This window comes from Helicobacter zhangjianzhongii (genome assembly GCF_030249855.1).
Classification (GTDB): Bacteria; Campylobacterota; Campylobacteria; order Campylobacterales; family Helicobacteraceae; genus Helicobacter_B; species Helicobacter_B zhangjianzhongii.
In genome coordinates, this window is record NZ_JANURN010000003.1 from 108,563 (window position 1) to 132,394 (window position 23,832).

30 protein-coding genes and 4 tRNA genes are annotated in these 23,832 nt (G+C 44.3%); 12 read left to right on the top strand and 22 right to left on the bottom strand.

What is annotated here, in order from left to right:
• Window positions 1–21: 21 nt before the first annotated feature.
• Genes NYG90_RS03845 through NYG90_RS03865 form a run of 5 tightly spaced genes read right to left on the bottom strand, consistent with a single transcriptional unit; the run spans window position 22 to window position 3,959 of the window.
• On the bottom strand, window positions 22–348 hold the full coding sequence (locus NYG90_RS03845) for a hypothetical protein (RefSeq protein ID WP_285256983.1): 327 nt from the start codon (window positions 346–348) through the stop codon (window positions 22–24).
• A complete protein-coding gene (thiF, locus tag NYG90_RS03850) occupies window positions 326–1,132 on the bottom strand; it encodes a thiamine biosynthesis protein ThiF (protein ID WP_285257090.1) in 807 nt (268 codons plus the stop codon). The genes NYG90_RS03845 and thiF overlap by 23 nt, the downstream gene beginning before the upstream one ends.
• Window positions 1,133–1,161: 29 nt before the next feature.
• Complete coding sequence (gene thiS, locus NYG90_RS03855) at window positions 1,162–1,353, bottom strand: sulfur carrier protein ThiS (protein WP_285256984.1); 192 nt, start codon at window positions 1,351–1,353, stop codon at window positions 1,162–1,164.
• 1 nt (window position 1,354) lies between these two features.
• Window positions 1,355–3,646, bottom strand: coding sequence for an AAA family ATPase (locus tag NYG90_RS03860; protein ID WP_285256985.1), 2,292 nt, complete (start codon window positions 3,644–3,646; stop codon window positions 1,355–1,357).
• A 4-nt stretch (window positions 3,647–3,650) separates the two neighbouring features.
• Window positions 3,651–3,959, bottom strand: coding sequence for an ATP-dependent Clp protease adaptor ClpS (locus NYG90_RS03865; protein WP_115012127.1), 309 nt, complete (start codon window positions 3,957–3,959; stop codon window positions 3,651–3,653).
• A gap of 55 nt (window positions 3,960–4,014) precedes the next feature.
• Between NYG90_RS03865 and NYG90_RS03870 the strand changes: the two genes are divergently transcribed.
• Entirely contained in the window at window positions 4,015–4,137 is a 123-nt protein-coding gene (locus tag NYG90_RS03870) for a hypothetical protein (RefSeq protein ID WP_285256986.1), read from the top strand.
• Window positions 4,138–4,143: 6 nt separating this feature from the next.
• Here NYG90_RS03870 and NYG90_RS03875 read toward each other — a convergent pair whose 3' ends face one another.
• The 4 genes from NYG90_RS03875 to NYG90_RS03890 are packed head-to-tail and all read right to left on the bottom strand — an operon-like array spanning window position 4,144 to window position 7,505.
• Window positions 4,144–5,154 (bottom strand): FkbM family methyltransferase, encoded by a 1,011-nt coding sequence (locus tag NYG90_RS03875; RefSeq protein ID WP_285256987.1) that lies wholly within the window; start codon window positions 5,152–5,154, stop codon window positions 4,144–4,146.
• 8 nt (window positions 5,155–5,162) lie between these two features.
• Complete coding sequence (locus tag NYG90_RS03880) at window positions 5,163–5,348, bottom strand: hypothetical protein (protein WP_285256988.1); 186 nt, start codon at window positions 5,346–5,348, stop codon at window positions 5,163–5,165.
• Window positions 5,349–5,393: 45 nt separating this feature from the next.
• On the bottom strand, window positions 5,394–6,323 hold the full coding sequence (gene miaA / locus NYG90_RS03885) for a tRNA (adenosine(37)-N6)-dimethylallyltransferase MiaA (protein WP_285264728.1): 930 nt from the start codon (window positions 6,321–6,323) through the stop codon (window positions 5,394–5,396).
• Window positions 6,324–6,326: 3 nt separating this feature from the next.
• Complete coding sequence (locus tag NYG90_RS03890; RefSeq protein WP_285256990.1) at window positions 6,327–7,505, bottom strand: FtsW/RodA/SpoVE family cell cycle protein; 1,179 nt, start codon at window positions 7,503–7,505, stop codon at window positions 6,327–6,329.
• A gap of 163 nt (window positions 7,506–7,668) precedes the next feature.
• Here NYG90_RS03890 and NYG90_RS03895 point away from each other — a divergent pair, with 163 nt between their 5' ends.
• Entirely contained in the window at window positions 7,669–8,085 is a 417-nt protein-coding gene (locus NYG90_RS03895; protein ID WP_285256991.1) for an SEL1-like repeat protein, read from the top strand.
• A 166-nt stretch (window positions 8,086–8,251) separates the two neighbouring features.
• Window positions 8,252–8,506, top strand: coding sequence for a hypothetical protein (locus NYG90_RS03900; RefSeq protein ID WP_285256992.1), 255 nt, complete (start codon window positions 8,252–8,254; stop codon window positions 8,504–8,506).
• A gap of 36 nt (window positions 8,507–8,542) precedes the next feature.
• Here NYG90_RS03900 and NYG90_RS03905 read toward each other — a convergent pair whose 3' ends face one another.
• The 7 genes from NYG90_RS03905 to NYG90_RS03935 form a co-directional block, all read right to left on the bottom strand.
• Window positions 8,543–9,313, bottom strand: a complete 771-nt coding sequence (locus NYG90_RS03905; protein ID WP_285256993.1) for a hypothetical protein — start codon at window positions 9,311–9,313, stop codon at window positions 8,543–8,545.
• Window positions 9,310–10,521 (bottom strand): EpsG family protein, encoded by a 1,212-nt coding sequence (locus NYG90_RS03910; protein WP_285256994.1) that lies wholly within the window; start codon window positions 10,519–10,521, stop codon window positions 9,310–9,312. Before NYG90_RS03910 ends, NYG90_RS03905 begins: the two co-directional genes overlap by 4 nt.
• A gap of 214 nt (window positions 10,522–10,735) precedes the next feature.
• Window positions 10,736–10,812: transfer RNA gene (locus NYG90_RS03915), tRNA-Asp, on the bottom strand.
• A 58-nt stretch (window positions 10,813–10,870) separates the two neighbouring features.
• Window positions 10,871–10,946: transfer RNA gene (locus tag NYG90_RS03920), tRNA-Val, on the bottom strand.
• A gap of 47 nt (window positions 10,947–10,993) precedes the next feature.
• Window positions 10,994–11,068, bottom strand: a tRNA-Glu gene (locus NYG90_RS03925).
• A 15-nt stretch (window positions 11,069–11,083) separates the two neighbouring features.
• Window positions 11,084–11,159 (bottom strand) — tRNA-Lys (locus tag NYG90_RS03930).
• A 51-nt stretch (window positions 11,160–11,210) separates the two neighbouring features.
• Entirely contained in the window at window positions 11,211–11,963 is a 753-nt protein-coding gene (locus tag NYG90_RS03935) for a CinA family protein (protein WP_285256995.1), read from the bottom strand.
• Between the two features lie 125 nt (window positions 11,964–12,088).
• Here NYG90_RS03935 and ppk2 point away from each other — a divergent pair, with 125 nt between their 5' ends.
• A complete protein-coding gene (ppk2, locus tag NYG90_RS03940) occupies window positions 12,089–12,934 on the top strand; it encodes a polyphosphate kinase 2 (RefSeq protein ID WP_115012133.1) in 846 nt (281 codons plus the stop codon).
• Here ppk2 and NYG90_RS03945 read toward each other — a convergent pair whose 3' ends face one another.
• A complete protein-coding gene (locus NYG90_RS03945; RefSeq protein WP_285256996.1) occupies window positions 12,935–13,060 on the bottom strand; it encodes a hypothetical protein in 126 nt (41 codons plus the stop codon).
• Between the two features lie 86 nt (window positions 13,061–13,146).
• On the opposite strand from NYG90_RS03945, the gene NYG90_RS03950 reads away from it, so the two are divergent.
• From NYG90_RS03950 to NYG90_RS03960, 3 genes are all read left to right on the top strand, one after another.
• Window positions 13,147–13,647: a DUF2273 domain-containing protein gene (locus NYG90_RS03950; protein WP_285256997.1), complete on the top strand. Its 501-nt coding sequence runs from the start codon at window positions 13,147–13,149 to the stop codon at window positions 13,645–13,647.
• A gap of 16 nt (window positions 13,648–13,663) precedes the next feature.
• Window positions 13,664–14,950 carry a hypothetical protein gene (locus NYG90_RS03955; RefSeq protein WP_285256998.1) on the top strand — a complete coding sequence of 429 codons (1,287 nt, stop codon included), beginning with the start codon at window positions 13,664–13,666 and terminating at the stop codon, window positions 14,948–14,950.
• Window positions 14,951–15,171: 221 nt separating this feature from the next.
• Window positions 15,172–16,323: a trans-sulfuration enzyme family protein gene (locus NYG90_RS03960; protein ID WP_285256999.1), complete on the top strand. Its 1,152-nt coding sequence runs from the start codon at window positions 15,172–15,174 to the stop codon at window positions 16,321–16,323.
• A gap of 54 nt (window positions 16,324–16,377) precedes the next feature.
• Here NYG90_RS03960 and NYG90_RS03965 read toward each other — a convergent pair whose 3' ends face one another.
• The 5 genes from NYG90_RS03965 to NYG90_RS03985 form a co-directional block, all read right to left on the bottom strand.
• Window positions 16,378–17,553 (bottom strand): HNH endonuclease family protein, encoded by a 1,176-nt coding sequence (locus NYG90_RS03965; protein ID WP_285264729.1) that lies wholly within the window; start codon window positions 17,551–17,553, stop codon window positions 16,378–16,380.
• A gap of 12 nt (window positions 17,554–17,565) precedes the next feature.
• The gene (locus tag NYG90_RS03970; RefSeq protein ID WP_350338545.1) at window positions 17,566–18,498 is read right to left on the bottom strand and encodes an adenine-specific methyltransferase EcoRI family protein; all 933 of its coding nucleotides are present in this window, start codon (window positions 18,496–18,498) and stop codon (window positions 17,566–17,568) included.
• Entirely contained in the window at window positions 18,411–18,872 is a 462-nt protein-coding gene (locus NYG90_RS03975; RefSeq protein ID WP_285264730.1) for an adenine-specific methyltransferase EcoRI family protein, read from the bottom strand. The genes NYG90_RS03970 and NYG90_RS03975 overlap by 88 nt, the downstream gene beginning before the upstream one ends.
• 45 nt (window positions 18,873–18,917) lie before the next feature.
• Window positions 18,918–19,097, bottom strand: coding sequence for a hypothetical protein (locus tag NYG90_RS03980; protein ID WP_285257003.1), 180 nt, complete (start codon window positions 19,095–19,097; stop codon window positions 18,918–18,920).
• A 286-nt stretch (window positions 19,098–19,383) separates the two neighbouring features.
• Window positions 19,384–19,509: a hypothetical protein gene (locus NYG90_RS03985; RefSeq protein WP_285257004.1), complete on the bottom strand. Its 126-nt coding sequence runs from the start codon at window positions 19,507–19,509 to the stop codon at window positions 19,384–19,386.
• Window positions 19,510–19,522: 13 nt separating this feature from the next.
• Here NYG90_RS03985 and NYG90_RS03990 point away from each other — a divergent pair, with 13 nt between their 5' ends.
• The 5 genes from NYG90_RS03990 to NYG90_RS04010 all read left to right on the top strand — a co-directional run bounded on the left by NYG90_RS03990 (window position 19,523) and on the right by NYG90_RS04010 (window position 23,829).
• Window positions 19,523–20,218 (top strand): amino acid ABC transporter permease, encoded by a 696-nt coding sequence (locus NYG90_RS03990; protein WP_285257005.1) that lies wholly within the window; start codon window positions 19,523–19,525, stop codon window positions 20,216–20,218.
• Between the two features lie 8 nt (window positions 20,219–20,226).
• Window positions 20,227–20,886, top strand: coding sequence for an amino acid ABC transporter permease (locus tag NYG90_RS03995; RefSeq protein WP_285257006.1), 660 nt, complete (start codon window positions 20,227–20,229; stop codon window positions 20,884–20,886).
• 18 nt (window positions 20,887–20,904) lie between these two features.
• Complete coding sequence (locus tag NYG90_RS04000) at window positions 20,905–21,645, top strand: amino acid ABC transporter ATP-binding protein (RefSeq protein WP_285257007.1); 741 nt, start codon at window positions 20,905–20,907, stop codon at window positions 21,643–21,645.
• Between the two features lie 225 nt (window positions 21,646–21,870).
• Window positions 21,871–22,551: an acid response regulator transcription factor ArsR gene (gene arsR, locus NYG90_RS04005; RefSeq protein ID WP_115012143.1), complete on the top strand. Its 681-nt coding sequence runs from the start codon at window positions 21,871–21,873 to the stop codon at window positions 22,549–22,551.
• A gap of 18 nt (window positions 22,552–22,569) precedes the next feature.
• Window positions 22,570–23,829, top strand: a complete 1,260-nt coding sequence (locus NYG90_RS04010; protein ID WP_285257008.1) for an ArsS family sensor histidine kinase — start codon at window positions 22,570–22,572, stop codon at window positions 23,827–23,829.
• Window positions 23,830–23,832 lie beyond the last annotated feature (3 nt).

Consider the following 23,832-nt stretch of genomic DNA (forward strand, 5'->3'; position numbering starts at 1 on the left):
TTTCTAAAGAAACCTGCGAGCTCACGCTCGCACCGCTTCGCTTGTTTTCACACCTTGCGGCGCAAGGCTCGCAATGACAAAGCAAGGAGCGGTGTCGCTAGAATCCACTTTTTGTAATTCTGCGGTTTTTTCAAAAGTGGATTCTAGGGGTTGAGCTTGTTTTGCAAAGCCATTTTGGGATTCTAGGAGTTGCGATGAGAAAGCAGGGTTGTGTAGTGGCGAGCAAGGAGATAAGACTTGGTTGTCTATCGACGAAGCGAGCCACAAACTCCCTGCTTTATCGCGCAAAGCCGAATCCCCACAAAGCAAAACCGAATCTCCAGCACTAGAATCCACTTTTTGTAGCAATAAGCTCTAGCACGAGATTTGCCTGATGTGCCGCGCAGATATTCACCCTTGGAGCCATTAGCCCCTGTCCCACTTGCGCCGCGCTTACTCCATCGCCGCAGATATAGAGATAGGGCGCAAACTGCTTGGTTTGGATCGCATTGCTTTTGCCATAGCCTGCTAGCCCAGAAGCGCAGATGAGAAAGGTGCGCGGGTAATGCTTATGGAAGTTTTGGGCTAGCATTGCTTTGGCTAGGGCGTTGTCAAAGGCTTCGCACACAATATCTACGCCCTTAAAAAGCGTGGGGAGATTATCTTCATCAATCTTTAGCGTGTGGATATGCGTGGTGGTGTAGGGATTGATTTGGCGGATATGTTCTTGCAAGGCGTTAGTTTTATACTTGCCTAGGTCGCTTATCTCATAGGCTTGGCGGTTGAGATTACTAGGCTCTATCACATCAAAATCTATAAGCACAAGCTCGCCTACTCCGCTTCTAGCAAGCATTATAGCTATATGAGAGCCTAGCCCGCCAAGTCCGCAGATAGCGACTTTTGCCTGCTTTAGCTTCTCGTGTAGCTTTGGCGTGTGGCGTGCTCTCATCATAGAATCTAACGCGTCTTTTGGCGGTAGCACGCCCTTTTGTATGCAAAATAGCTCATCGCCATTTTGTAGGGCTATAGGCTCTTTGGTGGCAAATCCATTGACAATCCACACATCACTCTCCTTGCCCCCAAGACTTTGGAAAAGCTCTAGGCTTGTGCGTGCGCGCGTGGCTAGGGGCGCGCCATTTAGCGTGATATGCAAAAGTGGGGCTGGATCTTTGGGGCTTGGCATCACCCCCCTCCTACAAAGCTTACGATCTCTACCACATCGCCTTGCTTGAAAACAAGCGTGGCAAGCTCATCTTTAGGCACGATTTTGCCATTTAGCTCTATGGCTATGGTCTCTATGGCAAGCTTATGCTCTGTGAGATAGGTTAGCAAAGGGAGAGAGTCTAGGGTAAATATCTGTCCGTTGATTGTCATACTAAGCCTTTGTGCGTGGTTTGCTAGCCTTGGTGGATTTGCTAGCTTTAGGGTGTTTGGGCGTTTTTTGCGCAAGTATTTTTGGCGTTAGCGTGAAAGCCCCATTGCTATAATCAATCCACACAAGCCCCCCAGAATCTAGCCTACCATCGATGATAAGCTCGCTTAAAGCGGCTTTGATATGCGTGTCGATAAGCTTTTTGATCTCCCTTGCCCCAAGCGCGCTTTCAAAGCTTTGATTAGTGATAGCATTTAGCGCACTAGATTCTAGTTTTAGCACGATATGGCGCGTAGCAAGGGTGGCATTTAGATCATTTAGCACCTTTTGGGCGATTTTTTTATATGTGGCTTTGGTGAGTGGGCTAAAGTGGATAATGCCATCAAGCCTGCCGCGAAACTCTGGGCTAAATGTATCCTTTAGCGCGGCGTTTTGGCGTAGGGAGCTATCTTTGGTAAATCCTATGGCATTGCCATCTTTGCTACCGACATTAGAAGTAAGGATAAGAATAGTATTTTCAAAATGCGCGACATTGCCCATATTATCAGTAAGCGTGGCATTATCCATAACTTGCAAGAGAATATTATAAATATCGCTATGGGCTTTTTCTATCTCATCAAGGACTAGCACGCAGTGGGGATTTTTACGCACTTTATCTACGAGAATCCCGCCATTTTCATAGCCCACATAGCCAGCAGGCGCGCCAATAAGCGTGGCGACACTATGGGCTTGGGAGTATTCACTCATATCAAATCGCTCAAAGTGCATTCCCAAGTGCTTGGCAAGCTCTTTTGCTAGCTCTGTTTTGCCCACGCCGCTAGGTCCGCTAAAAAGAAAGCTCCCAATGGGGCGATTAGGCTCTGTGAGGTTTGCCTTAGCGATTTTGATTGCGCGGGCGAGCTTTTCTATGGCTTGCTCTTGGGCGAAAATGCGTCTTTTGAGCTTGGATTCTAGGGATTTGACTTGTGATCGCTCGCTGGCATTTATCTGGGATTTGGGGATATGGTAGGTTTTAGCTATGGTGTGTTCGACATCTTTTTGCGTGATTACGCGCTTTAAAGGGGCATTAAGAGTAAGGCTCGCTCCCACTTCATCAAGTAGGTCGATCGCCTTATCCGGGAGAAATTTGTCATTGATATAGCGGTGGGATAGATCTAGGCAGGCTTGCAGCGCGCTCTCATCATAGCTGATATTATGATAGCTCTCATACAACGGCTTAAGCGCGTGCAAAATCTCTAAACAGGATTCTAGGCTTGGCTCTTTTATATCTATCGTGCAAAAGCGGCGTGAAAGGGCTTTGTCCTTGCCAAAGGTGCTTTTATACTCGCTAAAGGTGCTAGCACCAATGCACTTAAATGTCCCATTTGCTAGTGCGGGTTTTAGCAAATTTGCCGCATCCATTGTGCCGCCCATAGTCCCTCCAGCCCCTACAAGCGTGTGGATCTCATCGATAAAGACAATGACATTATCAAGCTCTTCTATCTCTGCTAGCACACTTTTTAGCCGCTTTTCAAAATCTCCTCTATACTTACTCCCAGCCACCATAGCCCCCAAATCAAGCGCATAGACCTGTGCGTTTTCTAGCTTTTTGGGCACGCGATTTTGTGTGATAGCAAGGGCTAGCCCCTCTACTATGGCAGTTTTGCCAACTCCGGGCTCGCCTAGCAAAATGGGGTTGTTTTTCTTCCTGCGGCAGAGGATTTCGCACATTCTTATAAGCTCATCATCGCGCCCGATGAGAGGATCGATTTTCCCGGCAAGAGCTAGGGTGTTTAGATTTTTGGCAAATAGCTCTAGGGCTTTTTGCCGCCTTGTGCCAAAGCTCCTAGAGGTAGAAAAATCCTTGCTAGATTCTTGGCTAGAATCCTGACTAGAATCTGGGGCTGGGATATTTTGCAAAATATCTAAGCGCGTGATATTCGCGGCTTTAAGGAGCTTGGCGCAGTAGCTGTCTTTTTCCTCAATGGCAAATGCCAAGAAGTCCCATAGCTCTATATGCTCATCGCCAGAAGATCGCGCGTGGTTTAGCATCGCTTCAAACACGCGGTGCAAGGCTAGAGTTTCCTTAGGTAGAGAAATATTAGCATTTGTGGGGATATGGTGGGTAAGATAAGCACGCAGGGGCTTTGTCAGCTCGCTTGTGCTGATCTCACAAAATGGCTGCAAAAACTCCCTGCCACTTGGGTGCTCTAAAAGGCTTAAAAATATATGCTCGATTGTCAAATACTCGTGCTGGGATTCTCTAGCGATTTTTACAGCGCGGTTAATGATGTCTTTAAAAACGGGGCTTGTCATTATGCTAGATGGATTCTGTGAAGATTTTGAGCGGGTAGGAGGCTTTTTTGGCAGCTTGGATTGTCTCTTGGGTCTTTGTCTCGCCGATGTCATAGGGATAGATCCCACACACACCCTTGCCGTGATTATGCACTTCAAGCATAATTTGCTGGGCTTCTATCAAGCTTTTGTGAAAAATACTTTGCAAAATCTCTACGACAAATTCTTGGGTGGTGTAGTTGTCATTGAGTAGCACGACACGCACCATTTTTGGCATCTCTAGCTCAATTAGGGCAGAAGTATTGCAGGCTTGCTGCGCACTAGATTCTGGCATTGGGCGATCCTTTTGTGATTTTGGGGATAATTGTAGCTAAAAAGTAGCATAAACTATGCTTAATCACCTAGAATCCACTTGCGTGGATTTGTGGATTGCCACGCCTTGCTGTCGCAAGGCTCGCAATGACAGAATGTGGGCATTTTTATCACAAATCCTAGAATCTACTTTTGCATAAGCGCGGTTAAGGCATCTCGCAAATAAGCGCGGTCTCTACGGATATGGTGTCATCAATGGGCTTGTATAGGCGAAATGTATAGCCTAGATTCCACGACTCTATCAAGGGCTTAATGCCAAAAAAATCACTTGCTTGATGATAGATACTTAGTAGCATTGTGGGCTTTTGCGTGCAGATGGTGTGCTTGGCACCTTGTAGAAACTCCATTTCAAAGCCCTCTATATCGACTTTGATAAAGCCTACTTGGATATTGTGCTTTTGCACATACGAATCTAGTGTGATAACTTCTGCCATTTCGCTGTTTGAGTCATTTTGCTCTTTGATTAAATGCGCCCCAAGACCTCCGCCGCTAATGGCTAGCTTCTCTTCTCTTGCTCCTAGGGCGTTATTGATAGGGATAATGCGTGTGGTGTTGTTTAGCCGTAGGGTTGTAAGTAGCTTTTCATAGGTGCTTTTGCTCGCCTCAAAGCAGTGGATAGATTTTTGCGTATAGTCTTGAAAGATCAATGCGCTATCGCCGATATAGCCACCTACATCGATGATGTCTTTAGTCTTTAAGCGATCAAGGTGGCGCAGGGTATCAAGCCCGTGTTTGTAGAAAAACACAGAGCATTCAAGATTGTCTTCTGGGAGAAAGTAGCCATTGTAGTAGCATAGATTTGGTGCTAAGGGCAGGATCTTGGCATAAAACTCGTGGGCAAGTGTGTATAGGGCGTCAAGCTCTTGCTGTGTGAGCGTGTAGCAGAGCCTAGTGCGGCTTGATATTGGGCTTGTTTGTATTTCTCGTGTGATGATTGTATAGGCTAGATTTACGCTTTCTTGTGGCATACCTGCTGTGAGTTTGGCAAGCTTTGGAAGTATATCTGGGTCATTAGTAAGCGTGGGCTGAAGTAGTCCATTTGGCTTTAAAGCTGTGAGATGCACAAGCTTGCGATAATTTCTTGTAGCATAGCACAAAATCCCACAGAATCTAAAGGCATAATCAGTGATATGGATATGATTATTAAACGCAAGCATACGCTTACTTAGGAGTTCCCCCCCCCCCCCCCGTTTGCTACGAGACTTGTATATCTCTTCCTTTGTATAAGTGGGAGTCCAAAGACAAGTAGGCTTAGGACATTATGGCTTTTTACAAGTGGGAGCCCTAGGATCTTGCGCTTTAGGCTAGCACCCCTATACTCCCAGAATCCAAACAATGATCGCAGTTTCATAATCGCTCCTTAAATGATAGTGTAATAGTAGCTTGCAATTATAGCCTAGATCTCGCGCATAATGCGATCATAGAGCTTCTCACTAGATTCTACTTGCGCGCTTGGGAATTTGGCGCGGATATAGGTGGCTTGGCGTTTGGCAAGCTGGCGCGTGTGGGTGGCGATAAGCGGCTCTAGCTCGCTAGATTCTAGCTCTCCGTCAAAATAATCAAGGCACTCTTTTAGCCCTATGGCTTTAAAGGGCTGGATAGATCGCCCATAGTTTTCTAGCAAAAACCGCGCTTCATCAAGCAGCCCAGAATCTAGCATAGCCTTGGTGCGCGCCTCTATGCGTGCGTGAAGCTCTGGCTTTGGCGTGTGTATGGTGTAGATTGGTGGCTTTGGGATTAGGGGGGATCTAGCGTGCGTGGCGAAATACACACTTGGGGCGAGCTGTGTAGCAAAGTAAATGCTTAAGAGCTTTTGCACTCTATAAGTATCACTTGGGGCTATGCTCTGCGCACTTTGTGGGTCAATATCGGCTAAAAAGGCATAAGGACTAGCTAGATTGCGTATGCGCTCTTCTATACCTACTTGCTCTTCTTGGCTTAATCTAGGCATAGCTGATAGCCCTTCATACAGGCAGCTTAGGTAGAATCCACTTCCGCCTACGATGAGCAAAAACTCTTTTTGACACGCTTGCAGAGCTTGGGCAAAAAGCGTGCAAAAGACTTCCGCGCTGCAATGCTCGCTTGGCTCAAGCACATTTATGGCGTGGTGGGGGATCTGGGATAGGGCTTTTTGGCTAGGCTTGGCAGAGGCGATATTGATGTGCTTATAAATGCTTAGAGAATCTATGGAGAAAATCTCTGCGTCTAAAGCAGTGGCTAGCTCTATGGCAAGCTCTGTCTTACCACTTGCGGTGGGGGCGACTAGGGCTAGGATCGTGGGGGTGTGGGGGGCAAAAGTGGATTCTAGGGGCTTGCTTTGAGACATAAGCTAGGACTTTTCGTATTGGGCTTTTTGACTGATACTTAGCACAAGCCCTATGGCAAGGCAGTTTGCTAGCATAGAGCTACCCCCATAGCTAAGAAACGGCACGGCAATGCCTTTTAGCGGGATAAGCCCAGCTACGCCTAGGGCGTTTATGATAAAGCTCACGCCTACAAGCATAGATACCCCTATGCAAAAGAGATAATACACATCATTTTGCACGCGATTGGCGATTTTAAGCACGCGAAAGACTACAAGCATTAGCAGCCCCACACACACGCAAAGCCCTAGGAATCCTAGCTCTTCAGTAATGCCTGCTAGCACCATATCAGTATGCACCTCACTTAAAAACCCTAGCTTTATGCTGCCATTGCCTAGCCCCTGCCCTAGCAAGCCGCCATTGTGTATGGCATTGGTAGCGTGGTAGATTTGGTAAGGCTCTGGGAGATTCTCCACGCGCAAATACTGCTCAAACCTCTGGGGCAAAATCGCTAGCACAGAGTCTTGGGCGTTTGCCCACCATAGCTTAAGCCGTAGAATCCTATGCGGCGATATAGCGATAAATATACTAGCAAGCACAGAGCTTACAAGCAGCAAAATCCCAAATAGCCCCACGCTCCCACCAGCAGCGATAAGCATCACCACAAGTGTGAGAGCTAGCAGCACCACCTGCCCCAAGTCATTTTGCAGCACGGCAATAAGCAGCACCGCGATAAAAAATACAGCGATATAAGGCAAGATCACTAGGATTTCTTGCGTGATTGTGCGCTTGTGATTATCGACAAACTTGCGTGAGAAGCTCCACGCTAGGAAAAATACAAAGCCGATCTTAAAAAACTCGCTTGGCGCGATAGAGATAAAGGGCAGGCGTATCCACCGCTTCGCCCCGCCCGCGGAAGTCGCTAGACTCTCTGGCAAAAATGGCATAAGCAGCATAAGGATAAATGCCACAAAAAAGAGCAAGAACCCAAACTTTAAGAAGTATTTTTCTGGGGGGATTTGCGCGATCATCCACATAAGCAAAATCCCAAGCACAGCACTCGCAAATTCTCTTTGGAAAAAGTGTGATGTGCCATAATGATAAGCAAGTGTGGTGTAGGCAGGCAGAGAGTAGCTCATCACCACGCCGATAATCACCAAAGCACTGACATAAAAAAACAGCTTTGTATCTGCGCGAGAATCCATACATAATCCTAGTGAAAAGTAAAAGTGGATTCTAGCTAAAAAAGGATTAGTCAAGCTTTAAGGCTTGGGGTAGTGTGGGTGGCTACAATGTTTTACAAAAAGTGCGATGTAGTAGAATTAGTAGTGCATTCAAGCGTGCGTAATGCACACATAAAGGAGCTGTATGCAACACCCACATATCCGGTCGTTGATGATGTATCTAGGGCTAGCTTTTGTGCTGCTTTTGGTCGTGGCAAGTGTGGCAAGTGGCTTTAGTCTCTCAAAGCCAAAAACACGCGATCTCTCAATCCCAGCACATTGGTGTGCCAAAGGCGATGGCATAGCGTGCTTGTATGTCGCCCAGAATCTACTCTTTGGCGATAAAAAGTCAAGCGATCTTATGCGTGCTAGGGCATTTTACTCTAGGGCTTGTGTGCTTGGGGTTAGCAATGCGTGCTATGAGCTTAGCAAGCTTCAAGCCTATCCTGCTACGATGTATGCACGATATTGGCGACTATGGGAGAGAGAAGCAAGCTTGCCCAACGATCTTTATGGCGGTCTTTATGGCACAACAAGCACGCATTACAAAAGTGGATTCTAGTATGGATCGCCACGCCTTGCTACCGCACCGCTGGCGATAACAAAGAAAGTCGCCTACTTTGTCATTGCGAGTCTTTCGGTAGTAAGGCGCGGCGATCCATAAGCTACGCTAGCAGAATAATCGTTCCTAGAATCCACTTTTTACAATTAGATTCTAGGTTTGTTTTATGGATACTAAAGAAGCTGCGCTTTGCCACGCCGACTTCATCGGCTCGCGAGTGAGAGAAAATGGGCTTTTTCGCAAAGCCTGTTTTACTTCAAAAAGCTTGGTTTGCTTTACAAAACCTGCTTTACTGCCACACGATTCTAAGAGTTGCGGTGGGGCTGCGGTAGCTTTGCGGCTTATGGTAAAGGTTAGCGAACTCGGCGTTCGTGCCTTTGCCATAAGCCGCAACACTGCCGCATTGCTCACCCAAGGCTGAATCGCCTACCCCTAGAATCCACTTTTAAGAGCTCATCTAGCTATCAGCCTGCAGCACTTTTGCTTGTTTGAGTCTTTGGCGTAGGTTGGCGAAATTTTCTACACCAAAGATGATAAACACACTTATCATAATGCTACAAACGATCATAAATACCCAGATTTTATTGCTATTAAGGCTTTGGTGGTGCTTGATGATCTCTGTGGAAGTTATGCTATATCCTTTTTGTGAGAGTCTTTCTTTGTCAAGGTGTATGTAGTGCTTGTTGATCGGTCTTTGCGTTGGGTCTTCAATGTAGTGTGGTATATCAGCAATCTTGAAAAATCCATTGCTAATAAGCATTTTTGCATAGGCTGCTTGCTCTTTGTCCTTAAAGGCTGGTAGCAGTGCGGCAAGGGTTGATTTGACCTCTTGGGTAACGGGGTGGGATTCTAGGGCTTGGATAATTGCAGGAAGCGGATTATCGTGTGTATAAAAAACAACATAGATAGAGAAAAATGGTGTCGCAAGGTGGCTGCGAAAATCCGTGATTTTGTCTTCTTGTGCGAATTGCGCAAGTGTGTCTTGGATCACTTTGTCTGCTATTTGGATTTGTTTAGTTCTGTTGTATTGTATAAAGCCATATTGCAATGCCTTTTCTTGTGTGCTACTTTGTGAGTCGTGGTAGAGTGCGCGCTCTTGCTTGATGGCTTTGATTTGGCTTTGCACCCAAAATGCACCTAAAATCAAGCAAACACACAAAGAAATAAAAAAAAGCTTTTTACGCTTGATAAACACCGCCACAATGGCAAAATCATCATAATATCTCATAGCAATGCTCCTTGGAAAAAGTAATAAAACGGATATAGACTTGCCTCTGGATAGGAGAAAAATAGCTCCATAGCTCTAGTCTCAGGGTGATCGCCTGAAAACAAATAGTTATACATAAGCTTAAGAAAGTAAGGGAAGAAAAATACTAGTGTGAGATGAAAAAAATGCCTAAAAACAACAAAAACAATAAAGCAAAACAATGTATCACACACAAGCATCATACTCCTGCCCGGGATAATGTTTGTGATATATATGACAAATGCTATAACAATCACGACCCTAAAGCGTTTAAGCAGTGTGTCATTAGGCGTGATGACAAAGAGTGTGAAAACAATGCAGAGCATAATGATGCTTTTCATAATGTTGGTGTAGATGAGATAGTAGGGGTTGTAGCCATTGGCATTGACATAATGGAGAATGTATTCCACTATTCTGCTAGGAAAATGTTTATATAAAAATGTCGCACTCTCCACTAGATGTGTATTGATAAAAGAAGCCCCTATAATAAACGCGATAAAAAATGCCACAAAGACAGCTAGCGTGAGCCTAGGAAAATAGTATGCAATATAGCAAAGGGCGATAATGCCAATGGAGCTTAGGTGAAAACTAGCTGCGATAATGAAAAAGAGCAATTTTATGTGCATAGGCTTAGCAAAAAAGCCATAGAGCAAAAATATGCTTGCAAGCCCCTGTCGAGTAAGCCCAAGTGTCTCCATAAACACGCCGATATACAAGCTAAAGGCGATCAATGCGGCTTTTTGTTTATCTGTAACAAAATTTTGCCCATAGATTTCAAGCCATATATACATCAATGTGGTTGCAAATAATGCAGTGCAAAATAGGACATATTGCGGCGGAAGCTTTGGCAGCAATATCGAAAGGAGCTTATAGAATATAGGCAGTCCAACTTCATAGCCCCCACCCCATAGTGTCATAGCCCCAGAGAGTCCATCATAGACATCAAGATAGTTTTGATAATAGCGCGAAAAATCATCATCAAAATCTGTGGCGAGATTAAAATACAAGCGACTTGCATAAATTAGCGCGATAGATAAACACAGCGTTATGCTAAGTAAGATTCTAAAATTTTTAGGAATATATGCAGAAAAACCGACCATAATAAATAGCCCAAATATATAGGCATAAAATGGCGTAAATGGCAGCAAAACAACAGGAAGCAAAAATAGCGCAGTGCAATAAAGTGGCAATGCACAGCTAGAATAGAAGCCACTAGGATTAGAATCGTGTAGATATGCTACTTGGCTATTAGATAGCTTGAACTTAGGAGAAGTGTTTCCCCCCCCCCCCCCTCATCTCCACGAGATTTATATATGCGTAAATTTGCAATAAGAGCTCGTAGCATTTCTAATTAAATCTCCATTTCTAGCGACTAAGTGTGATAAAAGTTATATGTTGGTTAGGTGGCGGAGCGGACGGGGCTCGAACCCGCGACCCCCTGCGTGACAGGCAGGTATTCTAACCGGCTGAACTACCGCTCCATTTTGCGCTTCATATCTGCGCCTTACATTGTAGCTCAATATGAAAGTTTATCATCAATGGTGGTCGCTACAAGACTCGAACTTGTGACATCCACCTTGTAAGGGTGGCGCTCTACCAACTGAGCTAAGCGACCAAACACTACACAAATAAACTAAAATAAGAATAGCAAGAGAGAAAAAGTGGTGACCCCTAGGGGATTTGAACCCCTGTAGCCACCGTGAAAGGGTGGTATCCTAACCACTAGATGAAGGGGCCACTACTTAATCATACTGGTGACCCGCGTTGGATTCGAACCAACGGCCCATTCCTTAAAAGGGAATTGCTCTACCAGCTGAGCTAGCGGGTCAAAATAAAAAGCGAGATTATAGGGTTTTTATCATTGTTTGTCAAGAGTATTTTACATTGTGTTTAAATATTTAATGAGCATTTCTAGGGCTTTGGTCGAGGCTTCAAGCTGGATATATTCTCGGGCGGTGAGATGATAGGAGATAGTGGTTTGCGTGTAGTCAATGGGGTGGTGCTTGCTAGCTAGATTAAGATTATTGGTTGCGAAAAAGTGCTGCTCTATCATAGGCGGCTTGCCGGCAGCTTGCACGCCTAAAAATACCGACCCAACAGGCTTTTGCACACTTCCGCCACTAGGTCCTGCTACGCCAGAGCTAGCTATGGCAATATCTGCGCCACATTGCTTTAAGACTCCGCGTAGCATTTGCCCTACCACCGGCTCACTAACTGCGCCAAAATCTCGCAAATCATCGTGTGCCACCCCTAAAATCCGCTCTTTAATCACATTAGCATAGCTAGTAATCCCCCCAACAAAGACACTAGAAGCCCCAGCAATACGCGTGAAGCGATAGCTTAGCAGCCCTCCAGTGCAGCTCTCTGCGGTTGCTAGGGTGAGATTTTGCGCTGTAAGTCTCTCTAGCGCGATAGATTCTAGGCATTCTCCAAGGATTACACCCTGCTTGAAAAACCCTTTCACCCACAGCTCAAATGCATCGATATGCGCCTGCTTGCCTTGCAGAAGTGCATAAGAGCCTTTGTCTTCCCAGATGAGATGCAGTGTGTCAATCATCTCTGCACAAAGCACCCTAGCAGAATCCATATCTATATGAAGAAACATAATCATCTTGCTTGCTGCAGCGTCCATTGTGATCCTTTGTGAGTTGTGGGATTTAAGAAGATAGGATTCTAGCAAATTTGCTTAAAATTTTTAAAGTATCTTTCAAGTTAATCCCATATAATAGTAGCTTTACATTTGCTTAAGGAGTGGCTATGCAGCAAGGCAAAAAAGAGTCCAAAAAGGCAATCACCATTCGCCCAGAGTCCGACAAATCTCGCGCCAAAGAGATCTATAAGAAAAAGAATGGACGCTTGCGCGAGGAATTTTATCTCAAAGAGATAGAGAAGCTTCAAGTCGAGCTACTGAAGTTGCAAAATTGGGTCAAAAAGACCAATCAAAAAATTGTCATTATCCTAGAGGGGCGCGATGCAGCGGGCAAAGGCGGGACGATCAAAGCTCTCACAGAGCATTTGAATCAACGAGGATTTCGTATCGTGGCGTTGCCAAAGCCCACAGAAATTGAAAAAACGCAATGGTATTTCACACGCTACATTAGCACACTGCCAAGTGGAGGGGAGATTGTGTTTTTTGATAGGAGCTGGTATAACCGCGCGGGTGTGGAGCGTGTAATGGGCTTTTGCACGCAAGAAGAATATAAGCAGTTTATCTATCAAGTAAGCAATCTTGAGCAAATGCTCATCTCTAGCGGGACGATGATTTTCAAATACTTCCTTGATGTGGGGCAAGATGAGCAAAAGCGCAGAATCAAGCGCAGGAAGACTGATCCGCTTAGAATGTGGAAGCTAAGCCCGATTGACTCTAAGTCCCTTGACTTATGGGATGAATACACCTCCGTATTTGAAAAGATGTTTTCACGCACACATACGCCTTTTGCACCTTGGATCATTGTAAATTCTAATGACAAAAAGGCTGCTAGGCTCAATATCGCACGCGATTTGCTTAGCAAGATTGACTATGAGGGCAAGGATCCTTCGGCTGTGTGTATGCTCCCAGATCCTGCGATCTTGCACCCATACTCTCAATCTCCACAGGTATAGCTAGCCTAGATCAAAAGTGGATTCTAGCCTAGAATCCACTTTTGCAATCTCTGCCCACATCTCGCGCAATCCACTCGCGCCACACCTTAGCGGCATAATACTTTTGCCACATAGCAATCCACTCACGCCACTCTCTTGACTTGTTTTTTTTTTTTTTTTTGTTAGAGTCTCAAGCCGCATTTTTTTTGCGAGTTATTTCATAGGAGATACCAATGACACAATCAGTAGCACTAACAGAGCTAGTGAAGTTTGATGATACGAGCTTCACGCCAAAAGAATCCAATGTCTTAATTGAGAAAATCATAAGCGGGCTAAATCTACCTGCCCCTATCGCAGCAGAATTTAGACGCAAGATGGGCGCGCTCTTTGAGACGACAAAAATTATAGGCGGCAAGCTTGTCTATATCGGCAGGATTGTTTGCATAAAGCTTTGGGACTTTATCTGCCAGAATCCAAATATGGCACTAGGCACGCTTATTGGCGCGCTATTTGGGCTGTTTCTTAGCGCGGTGCCGCTTATTGGCGGGATTTTGGCACTACTATCGACATTTCTTGGAGCGACTATCGGCAGCTATCTTGACCAGCTGCAAAAAGGTGGCACACAAGTAGATGGCACGCTTTCTAAGGTGCTTGTAGGCGCGACAAATGCGACAAAAGAGTTTTTCAAGCTTATTAGAGAAATTTTAGCGGCGTTGAAAAACGACTTCAAATAACGACAAAGGAGACAAAATGGCTGAACTAAAAGCAGGAGATCTAGGACTCACGCCAAGAAATACGCAGTGGAAAGACAACTACAAAACGCTTGTTATGTCTAAAAATATTAAAACACTTATTAAGATTCTTAGCAAAGCAAGTGCTGAAGAGCGAAGCTACTACTACAATGAGGCTTACTCGGCAGTTTTTCACAAATCATTAGGCGATCAAGTAGGGGTATTGGAATACGCAGGAGCGACAGCAGCAATAGGGCTTGGCGGAGTAGCTGGAGCAGGAGCTGCTGCGACACTAGGGGCGACTACGACAAGCTGGGGGCTCTTTGGCGTTACGCTATTTACTACAATCACTGCTGCGCCTGTGGCATTGGTAGCTGGAGCAGCAGCAAGCACAGCAGCTATCGGCTATGGTGCGTATAAGCTTATAAGCAGCTCGGCAAAAGATAGGGGCAAAGAGCAAAAGACTGATGAATTCATACAGCAAGGGCAATTTGAAGTGCAGCCCACAAGAATGCTAAACTCTTTCATCTTTCCAGCGGCTGATGAGATAGTAAGTGCTTATGAGTTTTTACAAACACAGCATAATCCAAATTGGCAGGAGTTTTTGGAGCTATTTGACTCTGCTATCCTTGATCCAACGCTAGTAGAAGAAATACGCAAAAGCGATAAAGACAAAGAGCTAAGGCTATCTGCGCAATTGCGTGGGCAGTTTATCGCACACACCAAGCGATATTTAAACAATGTCAAAAGCCAATACAATCAAGAAAACAGCAAGCTTATCTCCGCTTGTGTGGCGTTTATGGAGATCAATAATGAATTTGCCCTCCCGCGACTTGTGCAAGAAGAGCGAAAAGCACTCATCGACACTATCCGCAAAGGAGATATTCCCATCAGTCAAGAGGCAATAGCGTATGAAGAGTTTTTAGCCCTCTTTAGTCTGTATAAAATGCTTTTAAACCACCCGCAAAACTCCAAAGAGCAGCAGCAACTCCAGAGGGCAAAAATGCACGAGCGAGCAAGAGAGCTTGGCGATATGGCGGAAAAAGTCTTTGATAGCATAGTGAATGATACGCGTATCATCAAGCTTGATCACACCAATTATCTGCGCTATTTGCGAGAAATCATCGATGTGCTAGAGGCTGAACAAGCGCGTGCGTTTATTGAGACCTTGCTTAAAGATCTAGCGGCGTGTATGCTTATTGACAACAAGTTAGAATCCTATGAGCAAGAGCTTTTGCAAGGCATTATAGATTCTACGCATTTGCAAGGCACAGATCTTACCACCCTACTTGAATCATACAAATAGCTCTAGGGCTGCTCCAAGCCCTAGCTAGATACGCAGTAGGCGGCTTGCCATCTGCGTGGCAAGCCAGCGCAAAGCTTCTTTAGTAACAGCGCAAAGCAATCCATAGCATTAGAATCCACTTTAAAAAAGTGGATTCTAGATCAAACACGGATTCTAGGGGGCGTTATCAAAGATTTGCTAGAATCCTACTTTGGCATCAAATTTAAACTTAAGGATTTTCTATGCAAAGCAGCTTTGATACGACACTAATCCACGGGGGTGCTACCACAGATCCACACACAGGGGCGGTAAATACGCCCATTTTCCAAACCTCCACTTACGCTCAAGATGAGCTAGGTAAGCACAATGGCTATGAATACTCTCGCACCAAAAACCCCACAAGAGATGGGATTGAGAGCCTTATTGCCGAATGTGAGGGCGGGAAATATGGCTTTGCCTTTGCCTCTGGTATGGCGGCTCTTGGCACGATTTTAAGCTTATTTAAAAGCGGTGATTCTATCATCATCTCACAAAATGTCTATGGTGGGACTTTTAGAATCTTAGATAAAGTCTTTAAAAACTTTGGCATTACCTATAAAATCACAGATACAAGGGATTTAGACACACTCAATGCTGCGATCACCCCTGAAGTCAAAGCCGTGCTGATTGAAAGCCCGGCAAACCCACTTCTAAGCGTTACGCCTTTGGCAAAAGTAGCCGAGCTTTGCCGACAAAAAGGTGTGCTAAGCATTGTGGATAATACCTTTATGACGCCCTATCTGCAGCAGCCCTTAAGGCTAGGCATTGACATTGTGGTGCATTCTGCGACAAAGTATCTTGGCGGACATAGCGACCTTGTAGCCGGGCTTGTGGTGGTAGATGATGAGGGCTTGGCTGAACGCATAGGATTCTTGCAAAATAGCATTGGTGGAGTGCTTGCGCCATTTGATAGCTTTTTGCTTATCCGTGGCATGAAAACGCTAGGCTTACGAATGCAGCGACATTGTGAAAACGCCCTGTTTTTAGCGGAGGCTTTAAGCGAACACAAAGCGGTTGAAAAAGTGTATTACCCCGGGCTACAAAGCGATAGTGAATATGAAGTGCAAAGCTCTCAAGCGCGTGGTGGCGGGGGAATGCTAAGCTTTATCCTAAAGCCAGAATATGATTATAGGATCTTTTTTAAATCCACGCGTATTATCGTTTTAGCTGAAAGTTTGGGGGGCGTGGAGAGTCTGCTCTGCCACCCTGCGAGTATGACTCACGCCTCTATCCCTAAAGATCTGCGTGAATCTATGGGGATAGCTGAAAATCTTATCCGCCTATCCGTTGGCGTTGAATATAGCAAAGACCTGCTTGAAGATATACATCAAGCGATTGAAAAAAGTCGTGTGTAACATATAGCCTTGATATTAGATTCTAGCCACTTGCTTTTAGATTCTTTTTAGAATCTACTTAGCACTCTTTGCCCTATTACACTTTACGCACAGCATTTGACAATTTTCTTTCTCCGTTTTTCCGCCTTTGCTCCAAGGGATTATATGATCTGCCTCCATTTGCTCAATATCAAGCTTTTGCTTTTCGTGTGGGCATTTCACGCCTTTTATATGTCCATCACTATTGGCACACACGCCCCCTTGCTTCTCATACACCGCCCTTTTTACACTATCGCTAAACGCCCTTAGACTTAAATGCTTTTCATCACCACTTAGCAAGTATGGATACACACCCTTTTTACTTCCCACCTCATCATCTTGCATAAGCTCTATAATTTTAGATTCTAGCTCTTTAGCATCTAGTGGCTTATCTTTATATGTATTATAGAAAAACCCCCATTCTAAGCCTTTCATCTCTTTGCGATATTTTTCAAACTTCATCTCCACCCAGTCTATCACCTTTGCAAAATACTCCCACAGCCCATCAGCATTTTTAGAATCCTTAGCATTTTTAGCCATATACTCGCAAATCTTTTCATCTTTCCTAGAATCCACTTTCCAAGCAATAGCACTCTCTAAAAACTCCTGCCGCAATGCACTGCCACTTAGATACTTAGCTCCCCTTTGCACTGCTAGTCCATTAGGCTTAGAAAATCGTCTCTTTGCATCACTTAGCCACACACTCGCATATACTGCATTTCTTAGCTCTTGGCTAGTTAGTGTCTCTCCTGCGATATTGATAGTCTTAAACCACTCTAGCTTCTCGCTCTCACTCCCCTGACACACATACACATCAAGCTTGTAGTCTAAAAATTTCTCTTGCAAGTCTTTGGATAAAGTATGAAAATACTGCGATTTATCATTCCACTGGATAGAAAAGCTCCCTTTAATATATTCGCATATACTTATAGTCCTTTGCTGTCCATCTAGCACTTCATATTCACACTCCGCACTAGAATCCACATTTTTCACCCAATACATTATATTTAAAGGAAAGCCCTTTAGTATCGTATCTATCACGGCATTTCTTTGGGCTTCTTTATACACAAACTCCCTTTGATATTTGGGGCGTATGTTAAGCCTTGCTACTCCGCTAGAATCTGCATAGGCGACTATTTGGCTACTCTCCTCATCTCTTGTATAGCCATTTGTTAGCTCTTTTATTTTGATTTCTGTTTTGTCTATTTGCATTGTTGCCCCTTATTACATTTTTTCAAATTCAAGTTTTCTTAGCTCATCGACTTCGGCGATTTTGCGGATTAGGATTCTGGCGTAAATCTCTCTGCCGTTAATGCTAAATCTCTTACCATAATTTGGGTTGTCTGCCACATATCTATCAATGCCCACTATCTCAAACTGCTTAGGATTATGTTTATCTAAGAAAGTTATCGGCACGCCCATAATGCCATCATAATCTAGCGGAATCTCAATGGTTTTATCCACATTGATAGCGTCATAATTATCATACTTTGGGTATTGCTCTGGATTCTTTTTGTAACTAGCGATAGTCTCTAAAATTTCATTGCGTTTTTTGTGTGTTAAATTTGTGAACCAACAAATATTGCCAAAACTTCGCCACTTCTGCCCATTTTCATCAATCCAAAATCTATTGCTTCTTTCTTCATAGTAGTTTGGCACTTTAAAAGCAGCATAAGATAAAGTCCTGCCCAGCCACAGCTTATTTTCTTTAATGAGTTTAAAAATTTCTTTATAGGTAATAGCGTTTTGATTTCCCAATATCACAAAATTTAATTCTTTCCCACTCTCTTTTTTCTTTTTCTCTCCATACTCAACTAACTGTGCGACATACTCACGGAAGAGTGAAAAAGGCGGATTTGTTACCACAATATCTGCAAGTTTAAGCAGCTCTATGCAGTCTTTGCTTCTAAAATCCCCTGCATTATTTAGCCCTTTATCTTCAGTTATCTCAAAAAGTTTTGGGTGCTTGGGGGATTTCGTGCTTTTTTGTGTGGATTCTTTGGGCAGTCCAGATTCTAGCTCGGCTCTAAAGTTTTCAAAAAGCTTGTGTTTATTAGCTTCAAAGGCTTTTAGTGTTTCTTGTGATTGTGTTTGGCTATTAGAGAGAGAGAGAGAGAGAGAACGGCTTCTACATCTTTTAGTGGGTGCATTGATGATAAAACTTTATCTACATCATCAATGGAGTGCTTTTGTGGGTTTATCAGCTCATCTTTTATCACATCATCTCTATGGATTTTGATCGCATAGGCTTTTTTGGGGGAATCTTCTGTGCTTACTTCTCTGTAATTTTGACTTTTATAGCAAGTGGTAATGAGAGCCTTTAAGTCAAGCCATTTGAAATTTTTGAAAAAGTATTCAAAAAAGGCACTTTGCAGTGGGTCATCGCAGTTGCAATAGACAATTTTATCTTTGAAATGCTCTTTGTAGTGTTGCAATTCATTTTCTATATCGCTTAGTTGCGTGTAGAACTCATCTTTTTTATTTTTCTTGGCATCGTGGAGATTGGTGTTAGCTACTTTTGTTTTTGCCATTGTGTAACCTTAAGTTTGTTTGCGTAAATCGTGTAAAAGTGGATTCTATCTTGTTTGTTTTAAGTTTTGCTTTATTGCATTGATATTTATCATACAATTAAAAATCTTATTTACTATCCCCCCACAAAGCCTAATCCTAGAATCCGCGTTTTGCGTATGGATCGCCACGCCTTGTTGGCACAAGGCTCGCGATGACAGATAGGGAGTTGGCTTACTAGAATCCACTTTTTGTGATTATGCGTTTTATTGTCTATGGATTACTAAAGAAGCGCGGTTGCGCCTTGCTTATGGATTGCCACGCTCGTTTCACTCGCTCGCAATGACGATAAAAGGTGTTTTCACAAAGCCTGTTTTACTTCAAAAAGCTTGGTTTGCTTTACAAAGCCTGCTTTACTGCCGAACGATTCTAAGCATTGCGGTGGGGCTTTGCGTGCTTTGAAAAAATTTAGGGCAGGAGCTATCTTGGCGATAGTGACTGCCCTAAATTTTTTCAATGGCGTGAATTGCTCACTCAAGGCTGAATCGCCCACCCCCTAGAATCCACTTTTTGTGCGTTTGCAAAAGTGGATTCTAGGCACTGCACTATGCCACTTATGCTATAATCGCGCGCTTTAAGCTTAGACACTTCAGCAAGCATTCAAGGAGAGATTATGCTTGATTTTGCGTTTATGTGGGAGCATATCGGGCTTTTTACAAGCGGCGTGATCCTGACACTTGAAATATCACTTTGCGGTATTGCCCTAGCTATCATCATCGGACTTGTGTGTGCTTGCGTGCTTGTGGAATGTGAGCGTGAGATCGCCCATAGTAGCAAGATAAAAGCCTTTTTCCTGCGGGCTTTACACGCGCTTATCACAAGCTATGTCGAGCTTGCGCGAAATACCCCCTTGCTTATCCAGCTCTTTTTCCTCTACTTTGCTTTGCCAAAAGTTGGCATAACGCTCTCTGCCTTTACTTGCGCGACTTCAGCACTTGCATTTCTAGGAGGCGGATATATGTGCGAGAGCTTTCGCGCAGGACTTAGTAGTATCCACAAAGCCCAAGTAGAATCCGCCCTTAGCATAGGGCTATCGCGCTTTGGGATACTGCGCTTTGTAGTCTTGCCCCAAGCCCTAGGTGTAGCCCTGCCCGGGATCACGGCAAATGTCATCTTCCTCATCAAAGAAACTTCTGTCGTTGGGATTTTGGCACTAGCAGATATTTTATACATTAGCAAAGATATTATTGATCTATATGGCAAAACTTACGAGGCATTGAGTATGCTGCTTATCGTATATATCGCGATACTTTTGCCCATATCGCTAGCAGCAAGCGCGCTAGAAGCGCATTTGCAAAAACGACTATAAGGATAGCTATGGAAGTGTTATTTGCTGGGAATAATCTTTTGCGTTTATTACAGGGGCTTGGGGTGAGCTTTTCTATCGCGCTTGTGGCGATTGCTTGCTCGATTGTCATTGGCATAGTTGTGGGGTTTATGATGCTATCGCGCTTTATGATCTTGCGCATAGCCTGCAAGCTCTATTTAGAATCGGTGCGCATTATCCCTATTCTAGCCTTGCTGTATGTCTGCTACTTTGGCTTGCCGCAACTCCTCCATATAAGCCTATCAAACATCGCCGTAGCGGTGCTAGTCTTTAGCTTCTGGGGTGGAGCGGAGATGGCAGATCTCGTGCGAGGGGCATTATCAAGTGTCGATAAACACCAAAGAGAATCCGCCCTATCCCTTGGGCTATCGCCACTGCAAGCACAGATTTTCATCATCTTGCCCATTGCTAGCAAGCGACTTTTGCCCGGGCTTATCAATCTCTTTACCCGTATGATTAAGACAACCGCTCTTTTGCTTTTCATCGGTATTGCCGATATGCTACAAGTCGGTCGCCAGATCATCGAAGCCAACCGCTCTATCCCCACTGCGGCTTTTAGCGTATATGGCGCATTACTTGTAGGGTATTTTGCGATGTGCTTTCCGCTCTCACGCCTAGCCAAATCCCTAGAAAATCGCGCCAAAGCCTAGAATCTAAAGGATCACTAAATGCTTCAAATCACACATTTATGCAAATCTTATGGCAATCACCTAGTCCTAGATGACATCACGCTAAAGCTTGAGAAAGGCTGCGTGCTGACCCTGCTAGGACCTAGCGGCTGCGGCAAATCCACGCTTCTGCGCTGTATCAACGGACTAGAATCCACGCAAAAAGGCGAGATCTACCTAGAATCCAAGCAGATCAACACCAAGCACACAGACTACACAAAAGTGCGCCAAGACATTGGTATGGTGTTTCAAAACTATGAGCTATTCCCACACTTAAGCGTAGAAGAAAACATTATGCTAGGACCCATAAAGGTGCAAAAACGCGCGCGCGATGAAGTGCTAGACCAAGCCAAAAGCCTGCTAAAGCGCGTAGGACTAGAATCCAAATCACGCTACTACCCCAAGGAGCTAAGCGGCGGGCAAAAGCAGCGCGTAGCGATCGTGCGGGCATTGTGTATGAACCCAAAGCTTATGCTCTTTGATGAAGTAACCGCCTCGCTTGATCCAGAAATGGTAAGAGAGGTGCTTGATGTGATATTAGAGCTAGCAGATTCTGGTATGACGATGATGATCGTAACGCACGAAATGGGCTTTGCCAAGGCGGTGAGCGATAAAATCGTGTTTTTGGATTATGGGAAGATCGTGCAAGAAAGCACGCCTAATGAGTTTTTCACCAATCCTGCCACCGAGCGCGCACGCAAATTTCTCCATACATTTGACTTCAAGCGCAAATCCCACTAACGCAGCCTAGCAAGAGCTGGATTCTAGCCATATTTACCAAAACTCGTTACAATCCGCTCGCCTTTAAGGCAGTAGCGTAGCTTATCCCCTCCAAAGCTGCGCTACTTGGGCTACTGCACCCCCCTCCAGCAGTAGCCCTTCTCTTTCACTCTTTGCAAATCTTTATCCATTATTTAAACTATTTTTGATACGATACGCCCCACAATAGCTATCCAAAGGAATACTATGCTAGAAGTCTTGATGATAGAAGATGATGTAGAGCTTGCAGAGATTTTGAGCGAGTATCTCTCCCAACACGACATAAATGTAACAAGCTATGATGAGCCCTACACTGGTATGAGCGCGATCAATGCCAAGCATTTTGATCTATTGCTGCTTGATTTGACTCTGCCTAATCTTGATGGACTTGAAGTGTGCAAGCGAGTCGCCAAGCAAAAAAATATCCCCATTATCATCTCTTCAGCCCGCAGTGATGTCGATGACAAAGTGCGGGCATTAGAGAGTGGGGCTGATGACTATCTGCCAAAGCCCTATGACCCCAAAGAGCTTCTAGCTAGGATCCAATCACTCCTGCGCCGCTACAACAACAAACCCCAAAAAGATGAGATCAAAGAAGCAAGCCCAACTTTCCGTATCGATAAAAATAGCCGTGAAATCTACTTCCACGATAAAAAGCTTAGTCTCACTCGCGCAGAATACGAGATTTTGACACTGCTCATTAGCAAAAAGGGCAATGTCTTTACCCGTGAAGCCATCGCCATAGAATCCGAATCCATAAACCCAGAAAGCTCTAATAAAAGCATTGATGTGATCATCGGGCGACTGCGTGCCAAAATCGAAGATGACCCCAAAAAGCCAAAGCATATCATCTCTGTGCGTGGCGTGGGCTATAAGCTTGAATTTTAAACGCCACGCCCCTACTCTATGAAACACTCAATATTTTTTAAAATCTCTATGCTATTTTTGTTTGCTATGGGGAGTTTTTTTGCCTTTTCATTTTACTTCTTAAAATTTCAAGCCGAGCGATATGATAATACTAATGAAAAAGAAAAATACGAGAAAATCAGCATTGTCTTTAACCGCATAATCTCCCAAGAAAACAACCTTGAAACCATACAAAACTACCTAAAAGAAGTGGGCTTTATACAAATCAACGACAATCGCTTGCGACAAGCCATTATCCAATCAATCCCGATCCCCTATGACACGCCCGGGATCTTTCTGCGATCTGTGGAGATCCAAGATGATTTGCTGATCTTGGTCGTGAGTGAGGGCGAAGTGTATTTATATAAGGATTCTATGCGTAGTTTTTATGTTAATTACTACTTAGTCATTTTAATAGGATCAGTGATTTTGGTGCTACTTTTTGCCCTAGTGATACGCTCACTGCTACCGATGATTTATCTACGCAGACAGATTAGGAAATTTGCCAAAGGCGATGTGCAGGTAGATTGCAGGATCCCACAAAAAGATGAGATAGGTGAGCTTGCAAACGAATTTCACAAGGCGATTAAGCGCATAAATGCGCTTAATAATTCTCGCACGCTTTTTTTGCGCTCCATTATGCACGAGCTAAAGACCCCCATCACCAAGGGCAGAATCACTGCTGAAATGGTAGAAAACCCCACACAAAAGCAACGCCTAGTCTCTGCCTTTGATCGGCTAAATTTCTTAATCGATGAATTTGCCAAAATCGAGCAGCTCTCTTCGCACAATTACAATCTCCAAAAAAGTGAATTTAGCGTGCAAGAGCTTGTAAGCTATGTAGAAAAAATGCTTCTCATTGATAGGCTAGAATGCTCTCCCATAGCAAACCACTGCCCCAATGACCTAATCAAAGCTGATTTTGATCTCTTTGCAATGTCAGTAAAAAACCTCATCGATAATGCCATTAAATACAGCACCGATGGCAAAGTATCCCTAGAATCCGATGGACGCAATCTCATCATCTCCAACTACGGCGCACCACTTACAATGCCCTTTGAAGACTACTGCAAGCCCTACTTCAAGGACTCTACCAAGCCTAGCTCGCAGGGCTTTGGACTTGGAATGTATATCATCAAAAACACCCTTGATGCGCAAAATTTTAATATCACTTACACGCATAGTGATAGGGTCAATAGTTTTACTATCGAGGGCTGCATTATCGAGAGTTTTTGCCCTCTGCCTATCCACCACACTTAAGGA

What these genes read in the sequence shown, in the direction of transcription:
- thiS (WP_285256984.1), bottom strand. Translation starts at nt 1,353, where the DNA reads ATGACAATCAACGGACAGATATTTACCCTAGACTCTCTCCCTTTGCTA.
- NYG90_RS03860 (WP_285256985.1), bottom strand. Translation starts at nt 3,646, where the DNA reads ATGACAAGCCCCGTTTTTAAAGACATCATTAACCGCGCTGTAAAAATC.
- NYG90_RS03865 (WP_115012127.1), bottom strand. Translation starts at nt 3,959, where the DNA reads ATGCCAGAATCTAGTGCGCAGCAAGCCTGCAATACTTCTGCCCTAATT.
- NYG90_RS03870 (WP_285256986.1), top strand. Translation starts at nt 4,015, where the DNA reads ATGCTTAATCACCTAGAATCCACTTGCGTGGATTTGTGGATTGCCACG.
- NYG90_RS03875 (WP_285256987.1), bottom strand. Translation starts at nt 5,154, where the DNA reads ATGCTTGCGTTTAATAATCATATCCATATCACTGATTATGCCTTTAGA.
- NYG90_RS03880 (WP_285256988.1), bottom strand. Translation starts at nt 5,348, where the DNA reads ATGAAACTGCGATCATTGTTTGGATTCTGGGAGTATAGGGGTGCTAGC.
- miaA (WP_285264728.1), bottom strand. Translation starts at nt 6,323, where the DNA reads ATGTCTCAAAGCAAGCCCCTAGAATCCACTTTTGCCCCCCACACCCCC.
- NYG90_RS03890 (WP_285256990.1), bottom strand. Translation starts at nt 7,505, where the DNA reads ATGGATTCTCGCGCAGATACAAAGCTGTTTTTTTATGTCAGTGCTTTG.
- NYG90_RS03895 (WP_285256991.1), top strand. Translation starts at nt 7,669, where the DNA reads ATGCAACACCCACATATCCGGTCGTTGATGATGTATCTAGGGCTAGCT.
- NYG90_RS03900 (WP_285256992.1), top strand. Translation starts at nt 8,252, where the DNA reads ATGGATACTAAAGAAGCTGCGCTTTGCCACGCCGACTTCATCGGCTCG.
- NYG90_RS03905 (WP_285256993.1), bottom strand. Translation starts at nt 9,313, where the DNA reads ATGAGATATTATGATGATTTTGCCATTGTGGCGGTGTTTATCAAGCGT.
- NYG90_RS03935 (WP_285256995.1), bottom strand. Translation starts at nt 11,963, where the DNA reads ATGGACGCTGCAGCAAGCAAGATGATTATGTTTCTTCATATAGATATG.
- ppk2 (WP_115012133.1), top strand. Translation starts at nt 12,089, where the DNA reads ATGCAGCAAGGCAAAAAAGAGTCCAAAAAGGCAATCACCATTCGCCCA.
- NYG90_RS03950 (WP_285256997.1), top strand. Translation starts at nt 13,147, where the DNA reads ATGACACAATCAGTAGCACTAACAGAGCTAGTGAAGTTTGATGATACG.
- NYG90_RS03955 (WP_285256998.1), top strand. Translation starts at nt 13,664, where the DNA reads ATGGCTGAACTAAAAGCAGGAGATCTAGGACTCACGCCAAGAAATACG.
- NYG90_RS03960 (WP_285256999.1), top strand. Translation starts at nt 15,172, where the DNA reads ATGCAAAGCAGCTTTGATACGACACTAATCCACGGGGGTGCTACCACA.
- NYG90_RS03965 (WP_285264729.1), bottom strand. Translation starts at nt 17,553, where the DNA reads ATGCAAATAGACAAAACAGAAATCAAAATAAAAGAGCTAACAAATGGC.
- NYG90_RS03975 (WP_285264730.1), bottom strand. Translation starts at nt 18,872, where the DNA reads ATGGCAAAAACAAAAGTAGCTAACACCAATCTCCACGATGCCAAGAAA.
- NYG90_RS03985 (WP_285257004.1), bottom strand. Translation starts at nt 19,509, where the DNA reads ATGCTTGCTGAAGTGTCTAAGCTTAAAGCGCGCGATTATAGCATAAGT.
- NYG90_RS03990 (WP_285257005.1), top strand. Translation starts at nt 19,523, where the DNA reads ATGCTTGATTTTGCGTTTATGTGGGAGCATATCGGGCTTTTTACAAGC.
- NYG90_RS03995 (WP_285257006.1), top strand. Translation starts at nt 20,227, where the DNA reads ATGGAAGTGTTATTTGCTGGGAATAATCTTTTGCGTTTATTACAGGGG.
- NYG90_RS04000 (WP_285257007.1), top strand. Translation starts at nt 20,905, where the DNA reads ATGCTTCAAATCACACATTTATGCAAATCTTATGGCAATCACCTAGTC.
- arsR (WP_115012143.1), top strand. Translation starts at nt 21,871, where the DNA reads ATGCTAGAAGTCTTGATGATAGAAGATGATGTAGAGCTTGCAGAGATT.
- NYG90_RS04010 (WP_285257008.1), top strand. Translation starts at nt 22,570, where the DNA reads ATGAAACACTCAATATTTTTTAAAATCTCTATGCTATTTTTGTTTGCT.